Annotated in this window: 12 protein-coding genes; 7 read left to right on the top strand and 5 right to left on the bottom strand. The window is 72.0% G+C overall.

All coding sequences use genetic code 11. The annotated features are described in order from the left end of the window. Positions 1-138: 138 nt before the first annotated feature. Positions 139-2,409, bottom strand: coding sequence for a M4 family metallopeptidase (locus ABZW32_RS01620; protein WP_356209748.1), 2,271 nt, complete (start codon positions 2,407-2,409; stop codon positions 139-141). A gap of 382 nt (positions 2,410-2,791) precedes the next feature. Here ABZW32_RS01620 and ABZW32_RS01625 point away from each other — a divergent pair, with 382 nt between their 5' ends. Continuing rightward, a complete protein-coding gene (locus ABZW32_RS01625) occupies positions 2,792-4,279 on the top strand; it encodes a sugar transferase (RefSeq protein ID WP_356209750.1) in 1,488 nt (495 codons plus the stop codon). A 15-nt stretch (positions 4,280-4,294) separates the two neighbouring features. Here ABZW32_RS01625 and ABZW32_RS01630 read toward each other — a convergent pair whose 3' ends face one another. Next, positions 4,295-5,245, bottom strand: a complete 951-nt coding sequence (locus ABZW32_RS01630) for a GDP-L-fucose synthase (RefSeq protein ID WP_356209752.1) — start codon at positions 5,243-5,245, stop codon at positions 4,295-4,297. 427 nt (positions 5,246-5,672) lie between these two features. Between ABZW32_RS01630 and gmd the strand changes: the two genes are divergently transcribed. From gmd to ABZW32_RS01645, 3 genes are all read left to right on the top strand, one after another. Continuing rightward, positions 5,673-6,686: a GDP-mannose 4,6-dehydratase gene (gene gmd, locus ABZW32_RS01635; protein WP_030235965.1), complete on the top strand. Its 1,014-nt coding sequence runs from the start codon at positions 5,673-5,675 to the stop codon at positions 6,684-6,686. 246 nt (positions 6,687-6,932) lie between these two features. Next, entirely contained in the window at positions 6,933-9,707 is a 2,775-nt protein-coding gene (locus tag ABZW32_RS01640) for a LamG-like jellyroll fold domain-containing protein (protein WP_356209754.1), read from the top strand. 78 nt (positions 9,708-9,785) lie between these two features. Next, a complete protein-coding gene (locus tag ABZW32_RS01645) occupies positions 9,786-10,475 on the top strand; it encodes a hypothetical protein (RefSeq protein WP_356209757.1) in 690 nt (229 codons plus the stop codon). A 76-nt stretch (positions 10,476-10,551) separates the two neighbouring features. Here ABZW32_RS01645 and ABZW32_RS01650 read toward each other — a convergent pair whose 3' ends face one another. Together ABZW32_RS01650 and ABZW32_RS01655 are read right to left on the bottom strand one after the other, a co-directional pair. Beyond that, positions 10,552-11,676 carry a glycosyltransferase gene (locus tag ABZW32_RS01650; RefSeq protein WP_356209760.1) on the bottom strand — a complete coding sequence of 375 codons (1,125 nt, stop codon included), beginning with the start codon at positions 11,674-11,676 and terminating at the stop codon, positions 10,552-10,554. Continuing rightward, complete coding sequence (locus ABZW32_RS01655) at positions 11,673-12,212, bottom strand: WcaF family extracellular polysaccharide biosynthesis acetyltransferase (RefSeq protein ID WP_356209762.1); 540 nt, start codon at positions 12,210-12,212, stop codon at positions 11,673-11,675. Before ABZW32_RS01655 ends, ABZW32_RS01650 begins: the two co-directional genes overlap by 4 nt. Positions 12,213-12,307: 95 nt before the next feature. On the opposite strand from ABZW32_RS01655, the gene ABZW32_RS01660 reads away from it, so the two are divergent. Then, positions 12,308-13,822 carry a hypothetical protein gene (locus tag ABZW32_RS01660; protein ID WP_356209765.1) on the top strand — a complete coding sequence of 505 codons (1,515 nt, stop codon included), beginning with the start codon at positions 12,308-12,310 and terminating at the stop codon, positions 13,820-13,822. A 45-nt stretch (positions 13,823-13,867) separates the two neighbouring features. On the opposite strand, the gene ABZW32_RS01665 is transcribed toward ABZW32_RS01660, so the two are convergent. Then, positions 13,868-14,848, bottom strand: coding sequence for an Lrp/AsnC family transcriptional regulator (locus ABZW32_RS01665; protein ID WP_356209766.1), 981 nt, complete (start codon positions 14,846-14,848; stop codon positions 13,868-13,870). Positions 14,849-15,148: 300 nt separating this feature from the next. Between ABZW32_RS01665 and ABZW32_RS01670 the strand changes: the two genes are divergently transcribed. Together ABZW32_RS01670 and ABZW32_RS01675 are read left to right on the top strand one after the other, a co-directional pair. Beyond that, the gene (locus ABZW32_RS01670; protein ID WP_356209768.1) at positions 15,149-16,609 is read left to right on the top strand and encodes an MFS transporter; all 1,461 of its coding nucleotides are present in this window, start codon (positions 15,149-15,151) and stop codon (positions 16,607-16,609) included. Beyond that, positions 16,606-17,805 carry an amidohydrolase gene (locus ABZW32_RS01675; protein ID WP_356209771.1) on the top strand — a complete coding sequence of 400 codons (1,200 nt, stop codon included), beginning with the start codon at positions 16,606-16,608 and terminating at the stop codon, positions 17,803-17,805. The genes ABZW32_RS01670 and ABZW32_RS01675 overlap by 4 nt, the downstream gene beginning before the upstream one ends. Positions 17,806-17,822 lie beyond the last annotated feature (17 nt).

Raw genomic sequence — 17,822 nt, forward strand, 5'->3', positions numbered from 1 at the left:
GGCCCGGCGAGACACGGCCCGGCATCCCCACGGGGGGTGCCGGGCCGCATGGAACAGGGCCGCCCGGGGAGGTCTCTCTCCCGGGCGGCCCCGTGATCTAGCGGTTCAGCTCTGGTTCACCGGTGCCCCTCGTGGGGGTCAGAAGGTGAGCTTCCAGCTGTCGATCTTGCCGGTGTCGGCGGAGGCGAGGTCCGCGACACGGAGCTTCCAGACACCCTGGGCGACCTCGGAGGAGGCGTTCACGGTGAAGCTCTGGAGGATGTTGTCCGCGCTGCCGCCGGTGCGGTTGCGCAGGTTGTAGACGGTGCCGTCGGGGGCGACCAGGTCGACCCGCAGGTCACCGACGTAGGTGTGCTTGATGTCCACGTCCACCTTGAGGGTGCTCGGGGCGTTGCCCGTGCGGGTCACGGTGATCGGGGACTCGACCGTCGCGTTGTCGTTGATCGCGTAGTCGTTGGTGTTCTCGAAGACGTTCTGCTGGGAGGTGCCGACCGTCCAGGTGAAGGACGCCGTACCGGTCTTGGCCGCGGAGTCGGTCACGGTGACGGTCACGTTGGACGTGGCCGCGGTGGTGGCCGTGCCCGAGATCAGGCCGGTGGAGGAGTTGATCGACAGGCCGGCCGGCAGGCCGGTCGCCGAGTAGCTCAGCGCACCCGGGTTGGTGCTGGTGGCCTGGACCTGCAGGCTCACGGCGGTGTTGATCTGGGTGGTCTGGTTGGCGATCGGGGTGACCGAGACGCCCGAGACGATGCGCGCACCGACGTTGATGCCGGCCCAGGCGTTGGCCACGTTGTTGTACGTGGTCGAGCCCTGGCCGTACAGGTCGGCGGCGGCCTGGAGGGTCGCCGTACGGGCGGCCGCGTAGTTGGTGTTGGACTTGAAGTAGCCCACCGTCAGCGCGCGGAACCAGATCTTCGCGGCGGCGTCGCGGCCGATCGCGGTGACCGGGAGGCCGTCCGAGGTCGGCGAGTCGTAGCTGACCCCGTTGATGACCTTGGCGCCGGAGCCCTCGGACATCAGGTAGTAGACGTGGTTGGCCGGGCCCGACGAGTAGTGGACGTCGATGGAGCCGATGCCCGAGTACCACGCGTCCTTGGAGCCGCCGTCCTTGCTCGGCTTGTCCATGTAGCGCAGCGGGGTGCCGTCGCCGTTGATGTCGATCTTCTCGCCGACGAGGTAGTCACCGGCGTCGTTGGGGTTGTTCGCGGCGAACTCGACGTTCGCCGCCATGATGTCGGAGGTCGCCTCGTTCAGGCCGCCGGGCTCACCGCTGTAGGTCATGTTGCCGGTGACCGAGGTGAGGCCGTGGGTCATCTCGTGCGCGGCCACGTCGATGGAGGTCAGCGGGTGGTTGTTGCCCGTGCCGTCGCCGTAGGTCATGCAGAAGCAGCCGTCGTCCCAGAACGCGTTGACGTACGCGTTGCCGTAGTGGACCCGGCTGTACGGGGCCACGCCGTCGTTGCGCAGGCCGTTGCGGCCGTGGACGTTCTTGTAGTAGTCCCACGTCAGCTGCGCACCGTACGCGGCGTCGGCGCCGGCGGTCTGACGGTTGGAGGGAAGACCGTTGCCCCAGGTGTCGGACGTGCTCGTGAAGAGCGTGCCGGTGCCGGAGCTGCCCCCGTTGAGGTCGTACGTCTTGTGGCCGCCGCGGCCCGCGTCGGTCAGCGTGTAGTTGCTGCCCGACTGCGAGGTGCCCAGGGTGACCTGGCCGCTGTACTCGGTGTTGCCGATGCCCTTTTCGATGGCCTGCCACTCGGTGATCTTCGCGCCGGTCTTGGCGTTGGTGATCACGTGCAGCTTGCTCGGGGTGACGCCGTCGCTCTGGAAGCCGCCGACGACGGTCTCGTAGGCGAGGACCGGGGCGCCTTCGGCGGCCCAGATCACCTTGCGGGCACCCTGCTCGGCCTTGGCGTCCTTGCCGCCGGCGGCCGACAGCGCGGCGAAGGCGGTGCCCTCGGCGGCCGACGGGGTCACGGTGGCGGAGGTGTCCGCGACCTTGATCTCGTGGTTGGTGGCCTTGGTGACGCTCTTGGTGACACCACCCTTGGCGTGGACCGTCAGGTCGCCGCCGAGGACGGGCAGGCCGTTGTAGGTCCGCTCGTAGGTGGTGTGCGTGGTGCCGTCCGCGTCCTTGACCACATCGCGGACGACGAGCTTCTCGCCGCTGCCGAGACCGAGGGCCTTGGCGGCCTGCACGGTGGTCGAGTTGGCGTCTGCCAGGAGCGTCGCACGCTCCGAAGCGCTGAGTACGAGATTGGTCGCGCCCGGGTTGGGCTGGGCGACCTTGGCGGCCTGCGACGCGGTGGCGTCGGCGGTGGCGGTACCGGCCTGTATACCTACGGCGAGCAGGGCTGCCGCGGCTATGAACGCTCCGGCCGCAGTGGCACGCCTCTGGGGGGTGGAACTCAACGCAGACTCCTTCTGCAAGGGGGGTTCCGGATGGCTGGGTGGGCCTCCGGGCAGATCAGGGCTGATGCGATGAACGGATCGAAGAGTGCCATCAGTTGGCTGTGATGTCAGGGCCGCGTCAAAAGGTTGGCCGGAAACAGTCCGTTGTCCGAAGAGACGTATCCGGTATCCGAACCATTCACCTTCGTGTGGGAAGAAGGGCTCCGGGATCCGGAATAGTTGATACCGGTATTTAACGCTTGGGCAACGAGAGGCCTCGTTCACCCGAACGGCATTAAACGTACGGGTGTTTGTCGTACTGTTTCCCGGTGCGACAGACGCCCGTTGCCAGGGGAAGCCACGGGCAGGCGCCACCGACATAGACCACGTGCCAGGGGGGCCCATGAGGCATGTCCGTTTTCCTGCGCAAAGAGTGGCCGCAGCGGCCGCGGGTGTGGAGGGGACGACAACCGCCCCTGCACGGCGCCTCGGTGACAAGGCCCGCTGGTACCTGCCGGCCGCGGTGACCGCCGACTTCGTCGGGGCCGCGATGCCCGTCGGCCTGGTCTTCGACGCCGCCCAGCAGGCCAGGCCGGTCACCTGCGCGCTCGCCGCCGCCCTCGCGTGGACCGGCGTGCAGGGCCTGAGACGACGTTACTCCTCCCGGGCGCTCGGAGAATCCCGCGGAGTGCTGCCCGTCGTCCACGACTGGCTGATTCTGATCGGCATCCTGGCCGTCGCCCGGGTGATGACGGGGGAGAGCACCCCCCGACTGGCCGCCCTCGGGGCGCTGTTGCCCGCCCTCCTCGTCACCGTCGCCTGCCACAAGCTCACCTACCGGCACCTGACGGCCGCCCGCCGCGAGGCCCAGGCCGTCAGTCGGGTCCTGGTCGTCGGCGAGCCCGAGGCCGCCGAGCACGTCATCGCGCACCTCGCCGCCCGCACCGACCACCCGTACGTCGTCGTCGGCGTGGTCGCCGTCGGCGACGGCTCCCTGGCCAGCGGCGTCCCGGTCGCGGCCCGGTTGGACCGCGGGATGCCCGAGGCCCCGAACGGCGACGGGGCCCCGGTGCTGGGCGCGGTCCGCAGCCACCACGCCGACCTGGTGCTGGTGGCGCCGGGCGCGCGGATCGCGGGGGAGCGGCTGCGCCGGGTGGCCTGGGCACTGCACGACGAGGGCCTCGAACTCGCCGTGTTCCCCGGGCTGGTGGAGATATCCGTGAAGCGGCTGGAAACCCGGTCGGCCGGCGGACTCGCCGTGCTGCGGGTCGCACCGCCCGTGCGCCGCGGGGTGCAGACCCTGCTCAAGTCGGTGCTGGACCGTCTCGGCGCCGGCGTCGGACTGCTCCTGCTGTCGCCGCTGTTCCTGACCGTCGTGCTGGCCATCCGGCTCGGCTCGCGCGGCCCGGCCTTCTACAGCCAGCGCCGGATCGGCCGCGACGGCGAGCCCTTCGTCATGTGGAAGTTCCGCACGATGGTGGTGGACGCCGACCGGCTGAAGGCCGAGCTGGCGGGGGCCAACGAGAACGACGGCCTGATGTTCAAGATGCGCCGCGACCCCCGGGTGACCCGGGTGGGCCGCCTGCTGCGCCGCACCTCGCTGGACGAACTGCCCCAGCTGGTCAACGTGCTGACGGGCAGCATGTCCCTGGTCGGACCGCGCCCGCCGCTGCCGGAGGAGGTGGCGGAGTACGACGAGGTCGAGCTGCGCCGGCTCACCGTACGGCCCGGGATGACCGGCCTGTGGCAGATCAGCGGGCGGTCGGACCTCTCCTGGGACGAAACGATTCAGCTTGATCTCCAGTACGTCGACAACTGGTCGTTCACCAGCGATGTCGACGTGATGGGCCGTACGCTCCGCGCCGTCGTCGACGGTCGCGGAGCGTACTGAGGGGCCGTGGTGGAGTCAGCCCTGCCGGCTCTGGTCGAGCCACCAGCGGTAGGTGGCGGCGATGCCGTCCCGCAGCGGGACGCCCGGCTTCCAGCCCAGCGCGGTCAGGCGGGAGACGTCGAGCAGCTTGCGCGGGGTCCCGTCCGGCTTGGACGTGTCCCAGGCGAGCCGGCCCTCGAAGCCGGTCACCTCGGCGACCGTCTCGGCCAGCGCCCTGATGGTCAGGTCGTCGCCGCAGCCGACGTTGACGGGCTCGTCCCCGTCGTAGCGCTCCAGCAGCACCGCGCACGCGGCCGCCAGGTCGTCGACGTGGAGGAACTCCCGGCGCGGGGTGCCGCTGCCCCACAGCGTGACCTCGTCGCGGCCCTCGGTGGCGGCCTCGTGGAAGCGGCGGATGAGGGCGGGCAGGACGTGCGAGGACTCCAGGTCGAAGTTGTCCCCCGGACCGTAGAGGTTCGTGGGCATGGCCGAGATGTACGAGGCCCCGTACTGCTTGCGGTAGGACTGGACCTGCACGATGCCGGCGATCTTCGCGAGGGCGTACGCCTCGTTGGTGGGCTCCAACGGGCCCGTCAGCAGGGCGTCCTCGTGGATCGGCTGCGGGGCGAGCTTCGGGTAGATGCAGGAGGATCCGAGGAAGAGCAGGCGGTTCACCCCGGCGGCGTGCGAGCCGGCGATGACGCTGAGCTGGATCCGGAGGTTGTCCTCCAGGAACTGCACCGGGTACGTGCTGTTGGCCATGATCCCGCCGACCTTGGCGGCGGCCAGCACGACCGCGTCCGGACGCACGTCGCGCAGGTGGGCCTCCGTGGCGGCGGCGTCGCGCAGGTCGAGGTCGGCCCGGCCGCGGGTGAGCACCTCGTGGCCGTCGGCGGTGAGCCGGCGGGCCACCGCGGACCCCACGAGGCCACGGTGTCCGGCGACGAAGACGCGGGCGTGCGGGGGCAGGAGCGGCGAACTTGTCATACCGCCGATGATGCCAGTCCGCTGCCGCGGTGTTCCCCGCAACCCACACCCCGGCCCCGTCCCGGGGTGCGGGCCCGGTCCGGCTCCGGTCCCGGGCTCCGGGACCGGTCCGCTCGCGGATCCGCCGGGCCGTCAACTCCGACGGCTGCCGGGCGCGCTGCCCGGTCCGCGGACCCGGCGGGCCGACAACGCCGGTGCGCGTCACCGTCGTTGTGCCGTCCGGTTCGCCGACGCGGCTCCGTGCGTCGCCGTGCCGGCGGGACCGCCCGGGTCTCGGCCCCGGCCGCCGCCGGGCCCGGCTCCGGCGGCCCGGAGGCGGAGGGGCTCCGAACGAAGCAGTACGGTGCGTTCCCGCACCTCACACCCGGCCGGCCGGGCCGGACACAGCCTGAACACGAACGACAGCAACGACAACCTGGGGGACCCCATGGGCAAGACCGCACTGATCACCGGCGTCACCGGACAGGACGGCTCGTACCTCGCCGAACTCCTGCTCTCCAAGGGCTACACGGTGCACGGGCTCGTGCGGCGGTCCTCCAGCTTCAACACCGAGCGGATCGACCACGTCTACCAGGACCCGCAGACCGCGAACCGGTCCTTCGTCCTGCACCACGCCGACCTCTCCGACGGCGTGGCCCTGGTGAACCTGCTCCGTGACATACGCCCCGACGAGGTCTACAACCTCGGCGCCCAGTCCCACGTCCGGGTCTCCTTCGACGCCCCCCTCTACACGGGCGACGTGACCGGCCTCGGCGCGCTGCGGCTGCTGGAGGCCATCCGGGCCAGTGGTGTGGACACCCGGATCTACCAGGCCTCGTCCTCCGAGATGTACGGTGCGACCCCGCCCCCGCAGAACGAGGGCACCCCCTTCCACCCGCGCAGCCCGTACGGCGCCGCGAAGGTGTTCGCGTACTGGACCACGGTCAACTACCGCGAGGCGTACGACATGTTCGCGGTCAACGGGATCCTCTTCAACCACGAGTCCCCGCGCCGCGGCGAGACCTTCGTGACCCGCAAGATCACCCGGGCGGTCGCCCGCATCAAGGCCGGACTCCAGGACCACCTCTACCTCGGCAACCTCGACGCCGTCCGCGACTGGGGCTACGCCCCCGAGTACGTCGACGCGATGTGGCGGATGCTCCAGCAGGACGAGCCGACCGACTACGTGGTGGCCACCGGAGTCGCGGCGACCGTCCGCGAGTTCGTCGAGTCCTCCTTCACGCACGCGGGCCTCGACTGGAACGAGCACGTGCGCTACGACCCCAAGTACGAGCGCCCGAGCGAGGTCGACGCGCTCATCGGCGACGCCTCCAAGGCGCAGGAGCTCCTTGGCTGGAAGCCGTCGGTCCTGGTGCCGGAACTGGCGCGGATCATGGTGGACGCCGACATCCGTCAGGTCGAGGACCAACTGGCGGGCGCGAGCGTGCGTATCGACCGCTGAGGCCCTGCGCTTCGCCTACGATTTGCCGTGTCCCGGTCATCACCGCGACCTTCCGCGGTCTTGGCCGGGACAAACCTGCCGTATGTCCGAAGTGCGTTCTCCGCGTTGCACCCTGTTGGTTCCAATTTGGTATGCAAGGGGTCAACTGAGGTGACCAGGGCGGCGCGTGAGCCCTAGTCTGCGCCAGTACATATGGCTGTTCGGATAGTTCCAGCCATCAATCCGGGCGATTGCCCTGGGGGGCTCATGCGTAGATCCAGAGGGCTGACTGCTGCCCTCGCCCTGTCACTGGCCGGCGCCGGTACCGGAATAGGCCTGGTGTTGATGCCCGAGGCGTCCGCCATCACGCCGCCCGTGGCGTTCACCGCCGACGAACTGCCCACGTGGCAGCCGAACGGCGTCGTCTTCGCCATGGAGCAGGCGAACGGCACCGTCTTCGCAGGCGGCACCTTCTCGGCGGTCCGCCCGCCCGACGCCGCGGCCGGCGCGGAGCAGGAAGCCGTGAACTTCGTGGCGCTCGACGCCGCCACCGGCAACCCCACATCCTGCAAGCTGGCCTTCACCGTCGGCGACGGCACCGCGACGGTGCGGGCGCTGGCCGTCTCGAAGGACAAGAGGACCCTGTACGCGGGCGGCTACTTCGGCGCCGTCAACGGAACTCCGGTCTCCAGCCTCGCGGCGATCGACATCGAGACCTGCGCCCCCAAGGCCTCGTTCCACCCGAGCGTCCCCGCCACCGTCCGGGCGCTCGCCGTCACCGACGACACCCTCTACATCGGCGGCGACTTCGGTACCGTCGAGGGGCAGACCCGCGAGCGGTTCGCCGCGGTCGAGGCCGGCTCGGGCGCGCTCAAGCCCTTCACCGCCAACGCGGACGAGCCGGGCCGTGCGATCCAGGTCAGCAACGACGGCAAGAACGTCCTGCTCGGCGGCGACTTCTTCTCGGTCAACGGCTCCAACACGCACGCGCTGGCCGTGGTCGACGCCACCACCGGAGCGGTCGCCAAGACCTACTCCAACATCCCCTCCAACTCGGTGGTCAAGCACATCGCGGCCGACGCGACGGGCTACTACACCGGCAACGAGGGCTCGGGCGGCGGCGTCTTCGACGGCCGCATCGGCCTCGACACCAACTTCAACGAGAAGTGGCGCGACCGCTGCCTGGGCGCCACCCAGTACGTGCTGCCGTACGACGGGGTGCTCTACAGCTCCTCGCACGCGCACGACTGCTCGCTGGAGGGCCAGTTCCCCGACGGCAAGCGCAACTTCCTGCTGGCCCAGCAGACCGACTACAAGGGTGCCGCCCCCGCGCCCGTGGACGGTTTCGTGCAGAGCCCGCCCAAGCTCGGATGGCACCCCACCGCGAACGACGGCATCGGCGAGGGCATCGGCCCGCGCGTCATGTCGATCGCGGAGAAGGGCGACGTCAAGTACATGTGGGTCGGCGGTGAGTTCACCCTCATCAACGGCCGCGCGCAGCAGGGCCTGACCCGCTTCGCCTCCACCGGTGACGTCGGTGCCCCGACCACTCCGATCGCCAGCGCCGGCAGCGTCAAGCCCGGTGAGGTCCAGGTCCGCTGGCGCACCAGCTACGACCAGGACGACAGCAAGCTGACGTACCGGATCTACCGCAACGGCTCGGGCACCCCGATCGCCACGGTCTCGGCCGACTCCCTGGAGTGGGAGCGCCCGCAGGCCTCCTGGACCGACACCACCGTCAAGGCGGGCCAGGCCTACAGCTACCGGGTGACCGCCACCGACGGCGCGGGCAACACCAGCGCCCTGTCGGCGAACGTCTCCGTGACCGTCCCGGCCTCGGTCCAGGCCTACCCGGACAAGGTCCGCGCGGACGGCGCCAACCTCTACTGGCGCTACGACGACACCGTCAGCCCGTACGTGGCCGACTCCTCGGTGTCCGGCAACACCAGCGGCATCCAGGTCGGCGCCCCCGCCCTGGGCCAGAGCCCCGGCGCCCTCACCGGCACCAGCACGGCGATGGGCTTCAACGGCACCAGCCAGCAGGTGTACAGCGACCACCGCCAGACGGTCGGCGCCGCGTACTCCATCGAGACCTGGTTCAAGACCGGCACCACGCGCGGCGGCAAGCTGATCGGCTTCGGCAACAACACGGTCAACAGCAGCGGCTCGTACGACAAGCAGATCTACATGACCAACACCGGTCGTCTGATCTTCGGCGTCTACAACGGCTCCACCCGCACCATCTCCACAGGGCTGTTCGAGACGTACAACGACAACAAGTGGCACCACGTCGTCGGTACGCAGGGCCCCGGCGGCATGACGCTGTACGTCGACGGCCAGAACAAGGGCACGAACAGCGCCACGAACTCCACCTCGTACGCCGGTTTCTGGCACGTGGGCGGCGACAACCTCAGCAGCTGGCCGACCCGTCCGACCAGCAACTTCTTCGCCGGCTCCATCGACGAGACGGCCGTCTACCCGTCGGCGCTGACCCAGGCGCAGGTCAAGTCCCACTTCGACCTGGCCAAGGCCGCCGTCGACACGGTCTCCAAGGTCGTCGCGACCGAGGACACCTACATCAACCAGGGCGCCCCGAGCACCGCCTACGGCACCTCCACCCAGCTCGCGGTGCGCGGTACCTCGGCGTACGAGTCGTACCTGCGCTTCACCCTCCCGGCGGCTCCGTCCGGGCAGGTCCTCAAGAGCGCCTCCCTCCAGTTCAAGACCTCCACGCAGGCCGGGGCCGGCACCGCCGACACCGTCTCCGTGGTCCCGGTCACCGGTACCTGGAGCGGCACGGGCACGACGTTCAACACCAAGCCCACCCTCGGCACCACCCCGCTCGGTTCCATCTCGGGCGTGCCGGACGGTTCGGCCGTGCAGAACGTCGAGCTGGACACCACCGCCGTCTCCGCCGTGCTGGGCAGCAGCTACAGCCTCGGCCTGACGAGCACGGGCACCGACGCGATGTGGCTGTGGTCCGCGGAGTCGACGGCCGCGGACGCCGCTCCGCAGCTGATCCTCACCTTCGGCCCGAAGTAACCGCCTGACGGCGTACGGGGCCCGGCCGGCACACGGCGGGCCCCGTACGCCTTTCCGACCCCGTAGGGGAGCCACCTGATGTACCGACGCTCCGCCGCGGCCGCCGTCCTCCTGGCCGCCGCCCTGACGCTGACCGCCTGCAGTTCCGACGGCGACGGCAAGGCCTCCGCCGACGCGGCGGGCAAGCCGAAGCCGCCGGCCTCCAGCCCGGTCCCGGACCCGGCGGACGCCACCGCGGCGCCCACCACGGCCGCGTCGCCCGACGCGAAGCCCACGGGACCGGTCCTGCCGGACGCGAAGCTGACCCCGAAGACGGGCACCTTCAAGGAGAACGAGAAGCAGTACCTCAGCGGACGCGTCCCGGAGAAGATGGACCCGGCGGCCGTCCTGCAGACCGGTCAGGAGACCTGCCAGCGGGTGGAGCGCACCGCGAAGCGGGACAAGGACGCGGCGGCCGCGGCCATCATCTCCGGGGACGTCACCGGGGCGAAGGACGCCATCAACATCCTGTGCCCGGAGCAGAAGCCGGTGCTGGCGGTGGCGGAGAAGGGCTTCGGGGACTCCCCCCGGACCACCCCGGCCCCCGGTACCTACCGGGCGCTGACCCAGAGCACCACCTGCACCTGGGAGGCGAAGGGCAAGGACGGCGCGGTCCTGGCCTCGGGCCCCGAAACCCCGCCCAAGGCCGGTGACCGGATCACGGCCACCGTCCCGTCCGGCACCTCCGAGTTCCGCTCGACGGGCTGCTACGCCTGGGTGCCCGCGTAACACCGCCCCCCGCGGGCCCGTACGCGAGAACGCCGCCGCCGCACCGTGGTCCGGTGCGGCGGCGGCGTTCTCGCGCTCAGCGGGTGATGCCCCCGTAGATCCCGAGGAGGGTGTCGAGGACCGAGTCCATCGAGAAGGAGGCCGCGGCCAGTTCGCGGGCCGCCTTCGAGGCCGCCGCGTTCGCGGCCGGCTCCAGCAGGTCGAGGACCGCCCCGGCGACGCCCTCCGGTCCCGGTTCCACCGCCCGGCCCGCGCCCGCCGCCGCGATCTCGCGGGCCAGGCCGTTGGAGTGGGTCACCACCGGGGGCACCCCGACCGCGAGGGCCTCCAGCACCGACATCGGGAACGGCTCGTCCACCGACGGCAGTACGTAGACGTGGGCCCGGCGCAGCTCCGCGAGCACCTCGGCGCCGGACAGGGCCCCGGGCACCGTGAACCGGTCCGACAGCCCCAGGGCGGTGATCCGGGCGCGGACCGCCGCCAGCTCCCCCTCGTCCGGGCCCGCCACCACGAAGTGGGCGTCCGGGTGGGAGGCGAGCACCGTCGGCGCCGCGTCCACGAAGTCGACGGGCCGTTTGCGGGCCTGGAGCCGGGCGGAGTACAGCACGCGCGGCGGACCCGACAGGGCCGGCCGCTCCTCCTGCGCCGGTGTGCCGTTGACCAGGCGGACGGTGCGCAGCGACGGCGCCCCCACCACCGCCTCCAGCCCCGCCCGCTCGTGCGGGGTCAGGTACAGCACGGCGTCGGCTCCGCGCAGCAGGCGGCGTACCGCCACCGCGTCGAGCACCTTGGCCAGCAGTTTCGCGCTCGGGTCCACCATCCCGTGGGTCTGCAGCACCAGCGGCTTGCCGGCCCGCAGCGCGGCGAGCGCCACGGGCAGGGTCACCAGGTCCCGGGCGAGGTGGACGTGGACCAGGTCGGCCTCCCGCACCAGCCGGCCCGCCGACGCCAGCAGGGCCGGCGAGGTCATCCCGCTGAAGCCGAGCGGCAGGATCCGCCGGGCCGGGAACAGCGTGGCGGGCACCCCCTCCACGGAGTCCGGCCACGGGTCGAAGCCCTCGCCCAGCGCGAGCAGCCGGGCCTCGTGGCCGTGCGCCCGCAGCCCCTTGGCCAGGTTCAGCGCCACCCGCACCGGCCCGCCGAAGGCGTGCGAGGGGGAGTGCAGGGTGACGGCGTGCAGGACCTTGCGCGCGGCGCTCACTTGGGCTCCTCCACCGGGCGGCGACGCCCGTCCTGGGTCTGCAGGGTCAGCTCCGGCAGGTCCTTGTGGACCACGGCCCCGGCGCCCGCCACCGCGCACCGCCCGACGGTCACGCCCGCCAGCACGGTCGCCCGTACGGCCACCCAGGCGCCGTCCTCGACCACGATCGGGGCGTTGCGGTAACGGAAGTCGGCGGCGCGGTGGTCGTGGGAGCCGGTGCACAGCATCGACTCCTGTGAGAGGCACACGTTCGCGCCTATGGTCACCGGCTCCAGGTTCAACAGCCAGGTGCCCTCGCCGATCCAGGTGTGGTCCCCGACGGTCAGCTTCCACGGCCACAGCACGCGCACCCGGTGGCGGATCAGCACCCCCTCCCCGATCCGCGCCCCGAACGCCCGCAGCAGCGCGACCCGCAGCCGGGCCGGGCAGAACCACGCCATGAACAGCGTGTTCATCACCGCGAACCACAGGGCCTGGGTCAGCAGACCGCGCCCCTTGTCGTAGCCGGCCAGCGTGAAGGCAGGAAGATCACGCAACAGTCGCCCCTCGTCGTCCACCCCGACGCGCCTCCCCGGGCGCGGAACGCTCAGACTAGACTGCGCGCGGATCACGCACAGGGGTGGGGGCAACAGTGGTGACGGACGTTCGCAAGCCCTCGGCCGCCCCCGAACGGCCCCCCGTTCTCGACGAGTCGGCGTGGGGCCGGGTGACCACCCCGCGCACCCTGCTCTCCCGTGCGCTCTCGGTCCCCCTCGCCCTCGGGTTCACCGTCTTCCTGCCGTTCTTCGTCGCCGCCCAGTCCGGCGACGGCCAGCGCGACGCCGCCTTCTGGCTGCAACTGCTGCTGGCCATGTACGCGGGTGCGCGGCTCTCGGCCATGGTGCTGACCAGCCGCCGCAAGCTGCTCCAGGGCTCCTTCTGGCTCTTCGTCTACATGGCCATGGGCGTGGCCCCCCTCGCCCAGGCCGTCCTCGGCCGGGTCCCCACGCCCGTCGTCGGCCCCCGCTCCGACCTCACCATCGCCATCGGCCTGGTGCTGCTGGGCTGCACGGCCTTCGACGTCGGCGTACTGCTGGCCCGTCACCGGCCGGCGGCACGCCGCACGGGTGGCTCCCGCAAGGAGCCGAGACCGGTGATGGTCCACCGACGGCGCCTCCAACTCCTCACCCTGTTCGCCTTCCTGGGCAGCGCGGCCTTCATCGTGAAGCTGGGGGGACCGGCGGTCTTCTTCTCCAGCCGCCAGGAGATCATCGCGGGCATCCAGGAGGCGGGCGTCTCCAACGGCGACGGCCAGGCCGGCCAGGCGCTGCTGCGCGGCTTCGGCACCGTGCCGGCCCTGCTCGCCCTGCTCCTGTACACGCGCTGGCTGATCACCTCGCGGTACGCCCGCCGCAAGGTCTCGGTCATCGCCACGACGGCCGCCCTCGCCGCCTTGAACCTGGTCGTCAACAACCCCGTCTCGAACCCGCGCTACTGGTTCCTCACCGTCCTGTTCGCGCTGCTCTTCACGGTCTTCCCGGTGAGCGCCGCGATGTACCGGGTGGCCCTGTCGATGGCCGTGGTGATCGCGCTGCTCGTCTTCCCCTTCGCGGACCGCTTCCGCTACGACGAGAAGAACTACAAGCCCGTCGAGACGACCTCGTTCCTGGAGCCGATGGCGCTCAAGGACTACGACCAGATCGGCATGTTCGCCAACACCATCACCTTCTCCAACTCCGGCCCCGGCCACTTCTACGGACGCCAGCTCGCCGGGTCCGTCTTCTTCGCGGTGCCCCGCTCGGTGTGGCCGGGCAAGCCGCGCGACACGGGCGTGATGGTCGGCCAGTGGATGGGCACGGTCAACACCAACCTCTCCTCCCCGATCTGGGCGGAGCTGTGGCTCGACTTCGGGCCGCTGGGCATGGGCGCCGGGCTCCTCGCGATGGGCTACGCCGCCGCCCGCGTCGACCGCCGGTACGCCAAGCGCGCCACGCGCCGCTCACCGCCGGGCAGCCTGATCTCCACGGTGGTCCCGCTGGTCGCCGGGTACTCCTTCATCCTGCTGCGCGGCCCGCTCCTGCAGGCGTCCGGACGCGTGGCCATCGCCGGGATGTGCCTCGCGCTCGTGGCGACGTACCGCCACGACAAGGGCACGACCCTGCGCTGAGCGGGCGCCCCGCGGTCAGCGGCCCTGCGGCCAGGGGCCCTGCGCTCAGCGGCCCTGCGGCTCCACGATGCCCGCGCGCTTGTACGTCCGCATCAGCAGCGCGGTCTCGGCGGACGTGACCCCTTCCAGCCCGGCGAAGACCCGGGTGGTGAAGGCGTGCAGGCCGGCGATGTCGCGGTGGCTGGAGTAGCCGAGGAGGGCGGCGCCGCCCGTGGTGACCACGAGGTGGCGCACGGCGGGCTCCCGGGCCAGCTGCCGGATCGTACGGTCCAGCCGGCTGTGGGCGATCCCGAGCCGGAACCGGGCCTCCACCGGGTAGCCGAGCACCGCCGGATCCGCGTGCAGCCGCAGGTGCAGGACGTGCGAGGTCATCAGGCGGGCGAGGCGGCGGCGCGCCGTGCTCTCCCCGACCCGCAGCTCGCGGGCCAGCCGGGTCGTCGACATCCGGGCGTCCCGGTGCAGCAGCGCCACCAGGGCGCGGTCGAGGTCGTCCACGGGGATCGGCGACGGAAGCGGGGCACCGGCCGCCACGAGGCGGCGCACCTCCGTCGGCTCGTCGTCGTACGGGGCCCAGTCCGCGGCGGTGAGCAGCAGCCGCAGCACCACGGCGGAGTGGATGTCCACCACCCCGTCGAGGCGCCCGACCACCGTGTCCACCAGGGCCAGCAGCGCCTCGTGCCCCGGGGCGTTCAGCTCGGCGAAGACCTCCAGCGCGCCGGTGGCCACCTCCACCGAGCGGGTCTCGGGACGCCGTGCCAGTGCGAGGGCGGTCTCGTGGACCCGGCCCGGGGCGCAGCGCACGGCGAGTTCGGCGGTGATCCCCTCCCCCTGGTACTCGGGGATCAGGGCGGCGGTGAAGCGGACGTGGCCCGCGGCGGTCATCCGGTCCAGGCGCCGGGCGACCGTCCGCTCGTGCACCCCGACGGAGGCGGCGACCTCGGCGAAACCGGCGCGCGGGTCACGGTGCAGGGCGCGCAGCACCCCGTGGTCGACACCGTCGAGCAGCGGCGGGGCTTCGGGGCTCATCAGCGCCTCCGGGCGGGGATCGGCGGGGACCGGTGCGCGACCGTACGCCATCGCGGACGGGCCGGCCGGGAGGCTGTCCGAGACGGGCCGGCAACGCCCCCCGAGTGCCGGAATCCGCCGCGTGACGGGGGTGGAATGCCGCGTCCACCCGATTGTGCGGGCCCCTCTTGCCGGGGGCGCGACCCGCACCGGACATTGTGTTGCGGATGCCGCCCCGCCCCCCGGCCGACGACGGGGGCCGGCGGATCCCCCTTCCTTCCCGCCCCGGCCGCACAGCCGATCCCCGAACAGGTGGTACGTATGACGCCCACGGATGTCCGTGACACCAGACCCGCCGTGCGCGCGACGCCCGCCACCGCGGTGATCGCCTCGGTCGCCCTCGTGGAACTCACCAGCGGCATCACCCAGGGCTTCCTGTCCCCGCTGCTGCGGGGCCTGACGGACACCCTGCGCGTCACCGCCGCCGACCTGAACTGGATCAGCATCGCCAACCTGCTGGCCAGCGTCGTCTTCACCCCGGTGCTCTCGCGGGCGGGCGACCTGTACGGCCACCGCAGGGTGCTGCGCTGGAACCTGGCCATCGTGCTGCTCGGCTCGGTGCTCGTCGGATTCAGCCGCTCCTTCTCCACCCTGCTCGCGGGGCAGATCCTCCAGGGCGCCTTCGCGGGCTTCTTCCCGCTCCTCGTGGGCATCCTGCGCAACCGCTCCCGGGACGCCGGCGGCGGCGACGGGGAGAGCCGCCGCGGCATCAGCCTCATGGTGGCCGCCCTCGTCGCGGGCATGGCCTTCGGCCTGGTCGCGAGCGGTTTCGTCGCCAGGTCCGTGGACAGCCCGACGGCAGCCCTGTGGGTGCCCGCCGTCGCCGTCGGCCTCGCCCTGGCCGTCACCTGGCCGCTGCTGCCCGAGTCCGCCCACCGCCCCGGCGGCCGGATCGACTGGGCGGGAGGCGTCCTGCTCTGCCTCGGCCTGGTCGCCGTCATGCTGGGCCTGGGCCTCGGCGGCACCCCCGGCTGGGAGTGGACCTCGGCCCGCACCCTGGGCTGCCTCGTCGGCGGGGCGCTGACCTGCGCCGTGTGGGCCGTGGTGGAACTGCGCGTTCCAGAGCCGATGATCGACGTACGGATGTTCCGCCACCGCAACGTGGTGGTCGTCTCCCTGGTCACCCTCACCTTCACCTTCGGCATGATCGGCCTGCAGGTCGCCAACCCGGTGTTCATGGGGACCAGCCCCGCCGAGAACGGCTACGGCCTGGGCCTGGACCCCTTCGCCATCGCCCTCGCCATGCTGCCCAACCTGCTCGCCCTCGCCCTCGGAGCGCTCCTCGCGCCCGCCGTCGCCGCCGCCGTCTCCGACCGGCTCACCCTGGTCGCCGGTTCGCTGCTGATGGCCGCCGGCTACCTCCTCTCCCTCACCTGCCACACGGACCAGCTCCTGTTCCTCGCGGGCACCGCGGTCGCGGGCCTGGGAACCGGCTTCCTCCAGCACTCGACGCGCACCCTCGCGGTGGAATCCGTACCGCACGACCGCACCTCCGTCGGCTCCGGCATCAACGAGCTGCTCATCAACGTCGGCGGCTCCATCGGCGCCGCCGCCGTGCTCGCCGTCTTCGCCGCCCGCACCCCGGCCGGCCGGACCCTGCCCGAACTCGGCGCCTACACCACCTCCTGGACGCTGTGCACGGTGATCTCCGTGGCTGGCGCGGCCCTCGCCCTGCTCTACCGCACACCGCGCGCCGCCGGCGCGGGGAAGGATGCCCGATGACCGCACCGTCCGCACCGTCCGCCCCGACCGCGCTGCGCGAACGCACCCGGGCCGTCCTGACCGCCCGGCAGGACGAGGTGCTCGGCCTGAGCCACGCCCTGCACGCCGACCCGGAGCTCGCCTACGAGGAGCACCGCGCGGCCCGCCGGATCGGCGACCTCCTGGAAGGCGCCGGACTCGCCGTGACCCGGGGGGCGTACGGACTGCCCACGGCCCTGTCGGCCACCGCCGGCAGCGGGGACCTCGTCATCGGGATCTGCGCCGAGTACGACGCCCTGCCCGGCATCGGCCACGCCTGCGGGCACAACGTCAACGGGGCCGCCGCGGTCTCCGCCGCCCTGGCCCTGGCCCCGCTGGCCGACGAGCTCGGCATCACCGTCAAGCTCCTCGGCACCCCGGCCGAGGAGTCCGGCGGGGGCAAGGTGGACATGCTGCGCGCGGGCGCCTTCGACGACGTGGCCGCGGCGATGATGGTGCACGCCGCGCCCTCGGACTCGGTCGGCATGAGCTCGCTCGCCATCAGCAGCTGGAAGGTCGCCTACACCGGCCGGTCCGCCCACGCCGCCGCCATGCCCGAACGCGGGATCAACGCCGCCGACGCCATGATGATCGCGCAGGTCGCCATCGCCGCCCACCGGCAGCAGATGCGGCCCGGCTCGGTCGTCTCGGGGGTGGTCACCGGGGGCGGGGAGGCCGCCAACGTCATCCCCGCGCACACGAGCGCCGACTATGACTGCCGGGCTGTCACCAGCGGGGAACTCGCCGAGCTCCAGGCCCGGGTGCGGGCCTGCTTCGAGGCCGGGGCGCTGGCCACCGGCGCGGAGCTCGCCCTGGAGACCGTCGGCAACGACTACGCCGACCTGCGCCAGGACTTTGCGATGGCCCGCAGATATCTGGGGGCCGCCCGCGACCTCGGGCGGCGGGTCCAGGACTGTGACCCGACCCTGCGCGGCGGCTCCACCGACATGGGCAACGTCTCGCACCTCGTGCCCACCATCCACCCGATGATCGGCTACGACTGCGGCGACGCGATCATGCACAACCCGGAGTTCACCCGCTACGGCGTCGGCGACGGCGCGGACCGTGCCGTCCTGGACGGCGGCCTGGCCATGGCCTGGACCGCGCTCGACCTGGCCCTCGACCCGTCGCACCGGTCGGGTTTGCTCGCCCGCCTCGCCGACCGCACCACCGCCTGACCCGACGCCCGGCGCCG

It is taken from the genome of Streptomyces sp. NPDC004667 (assembly GCF_040609475.1).
Classification (GTDB): Bacteria; Actinomycetota; Actinomycetes; order Streptomycetales; family Streptomycetaceae; genus Streptomyces.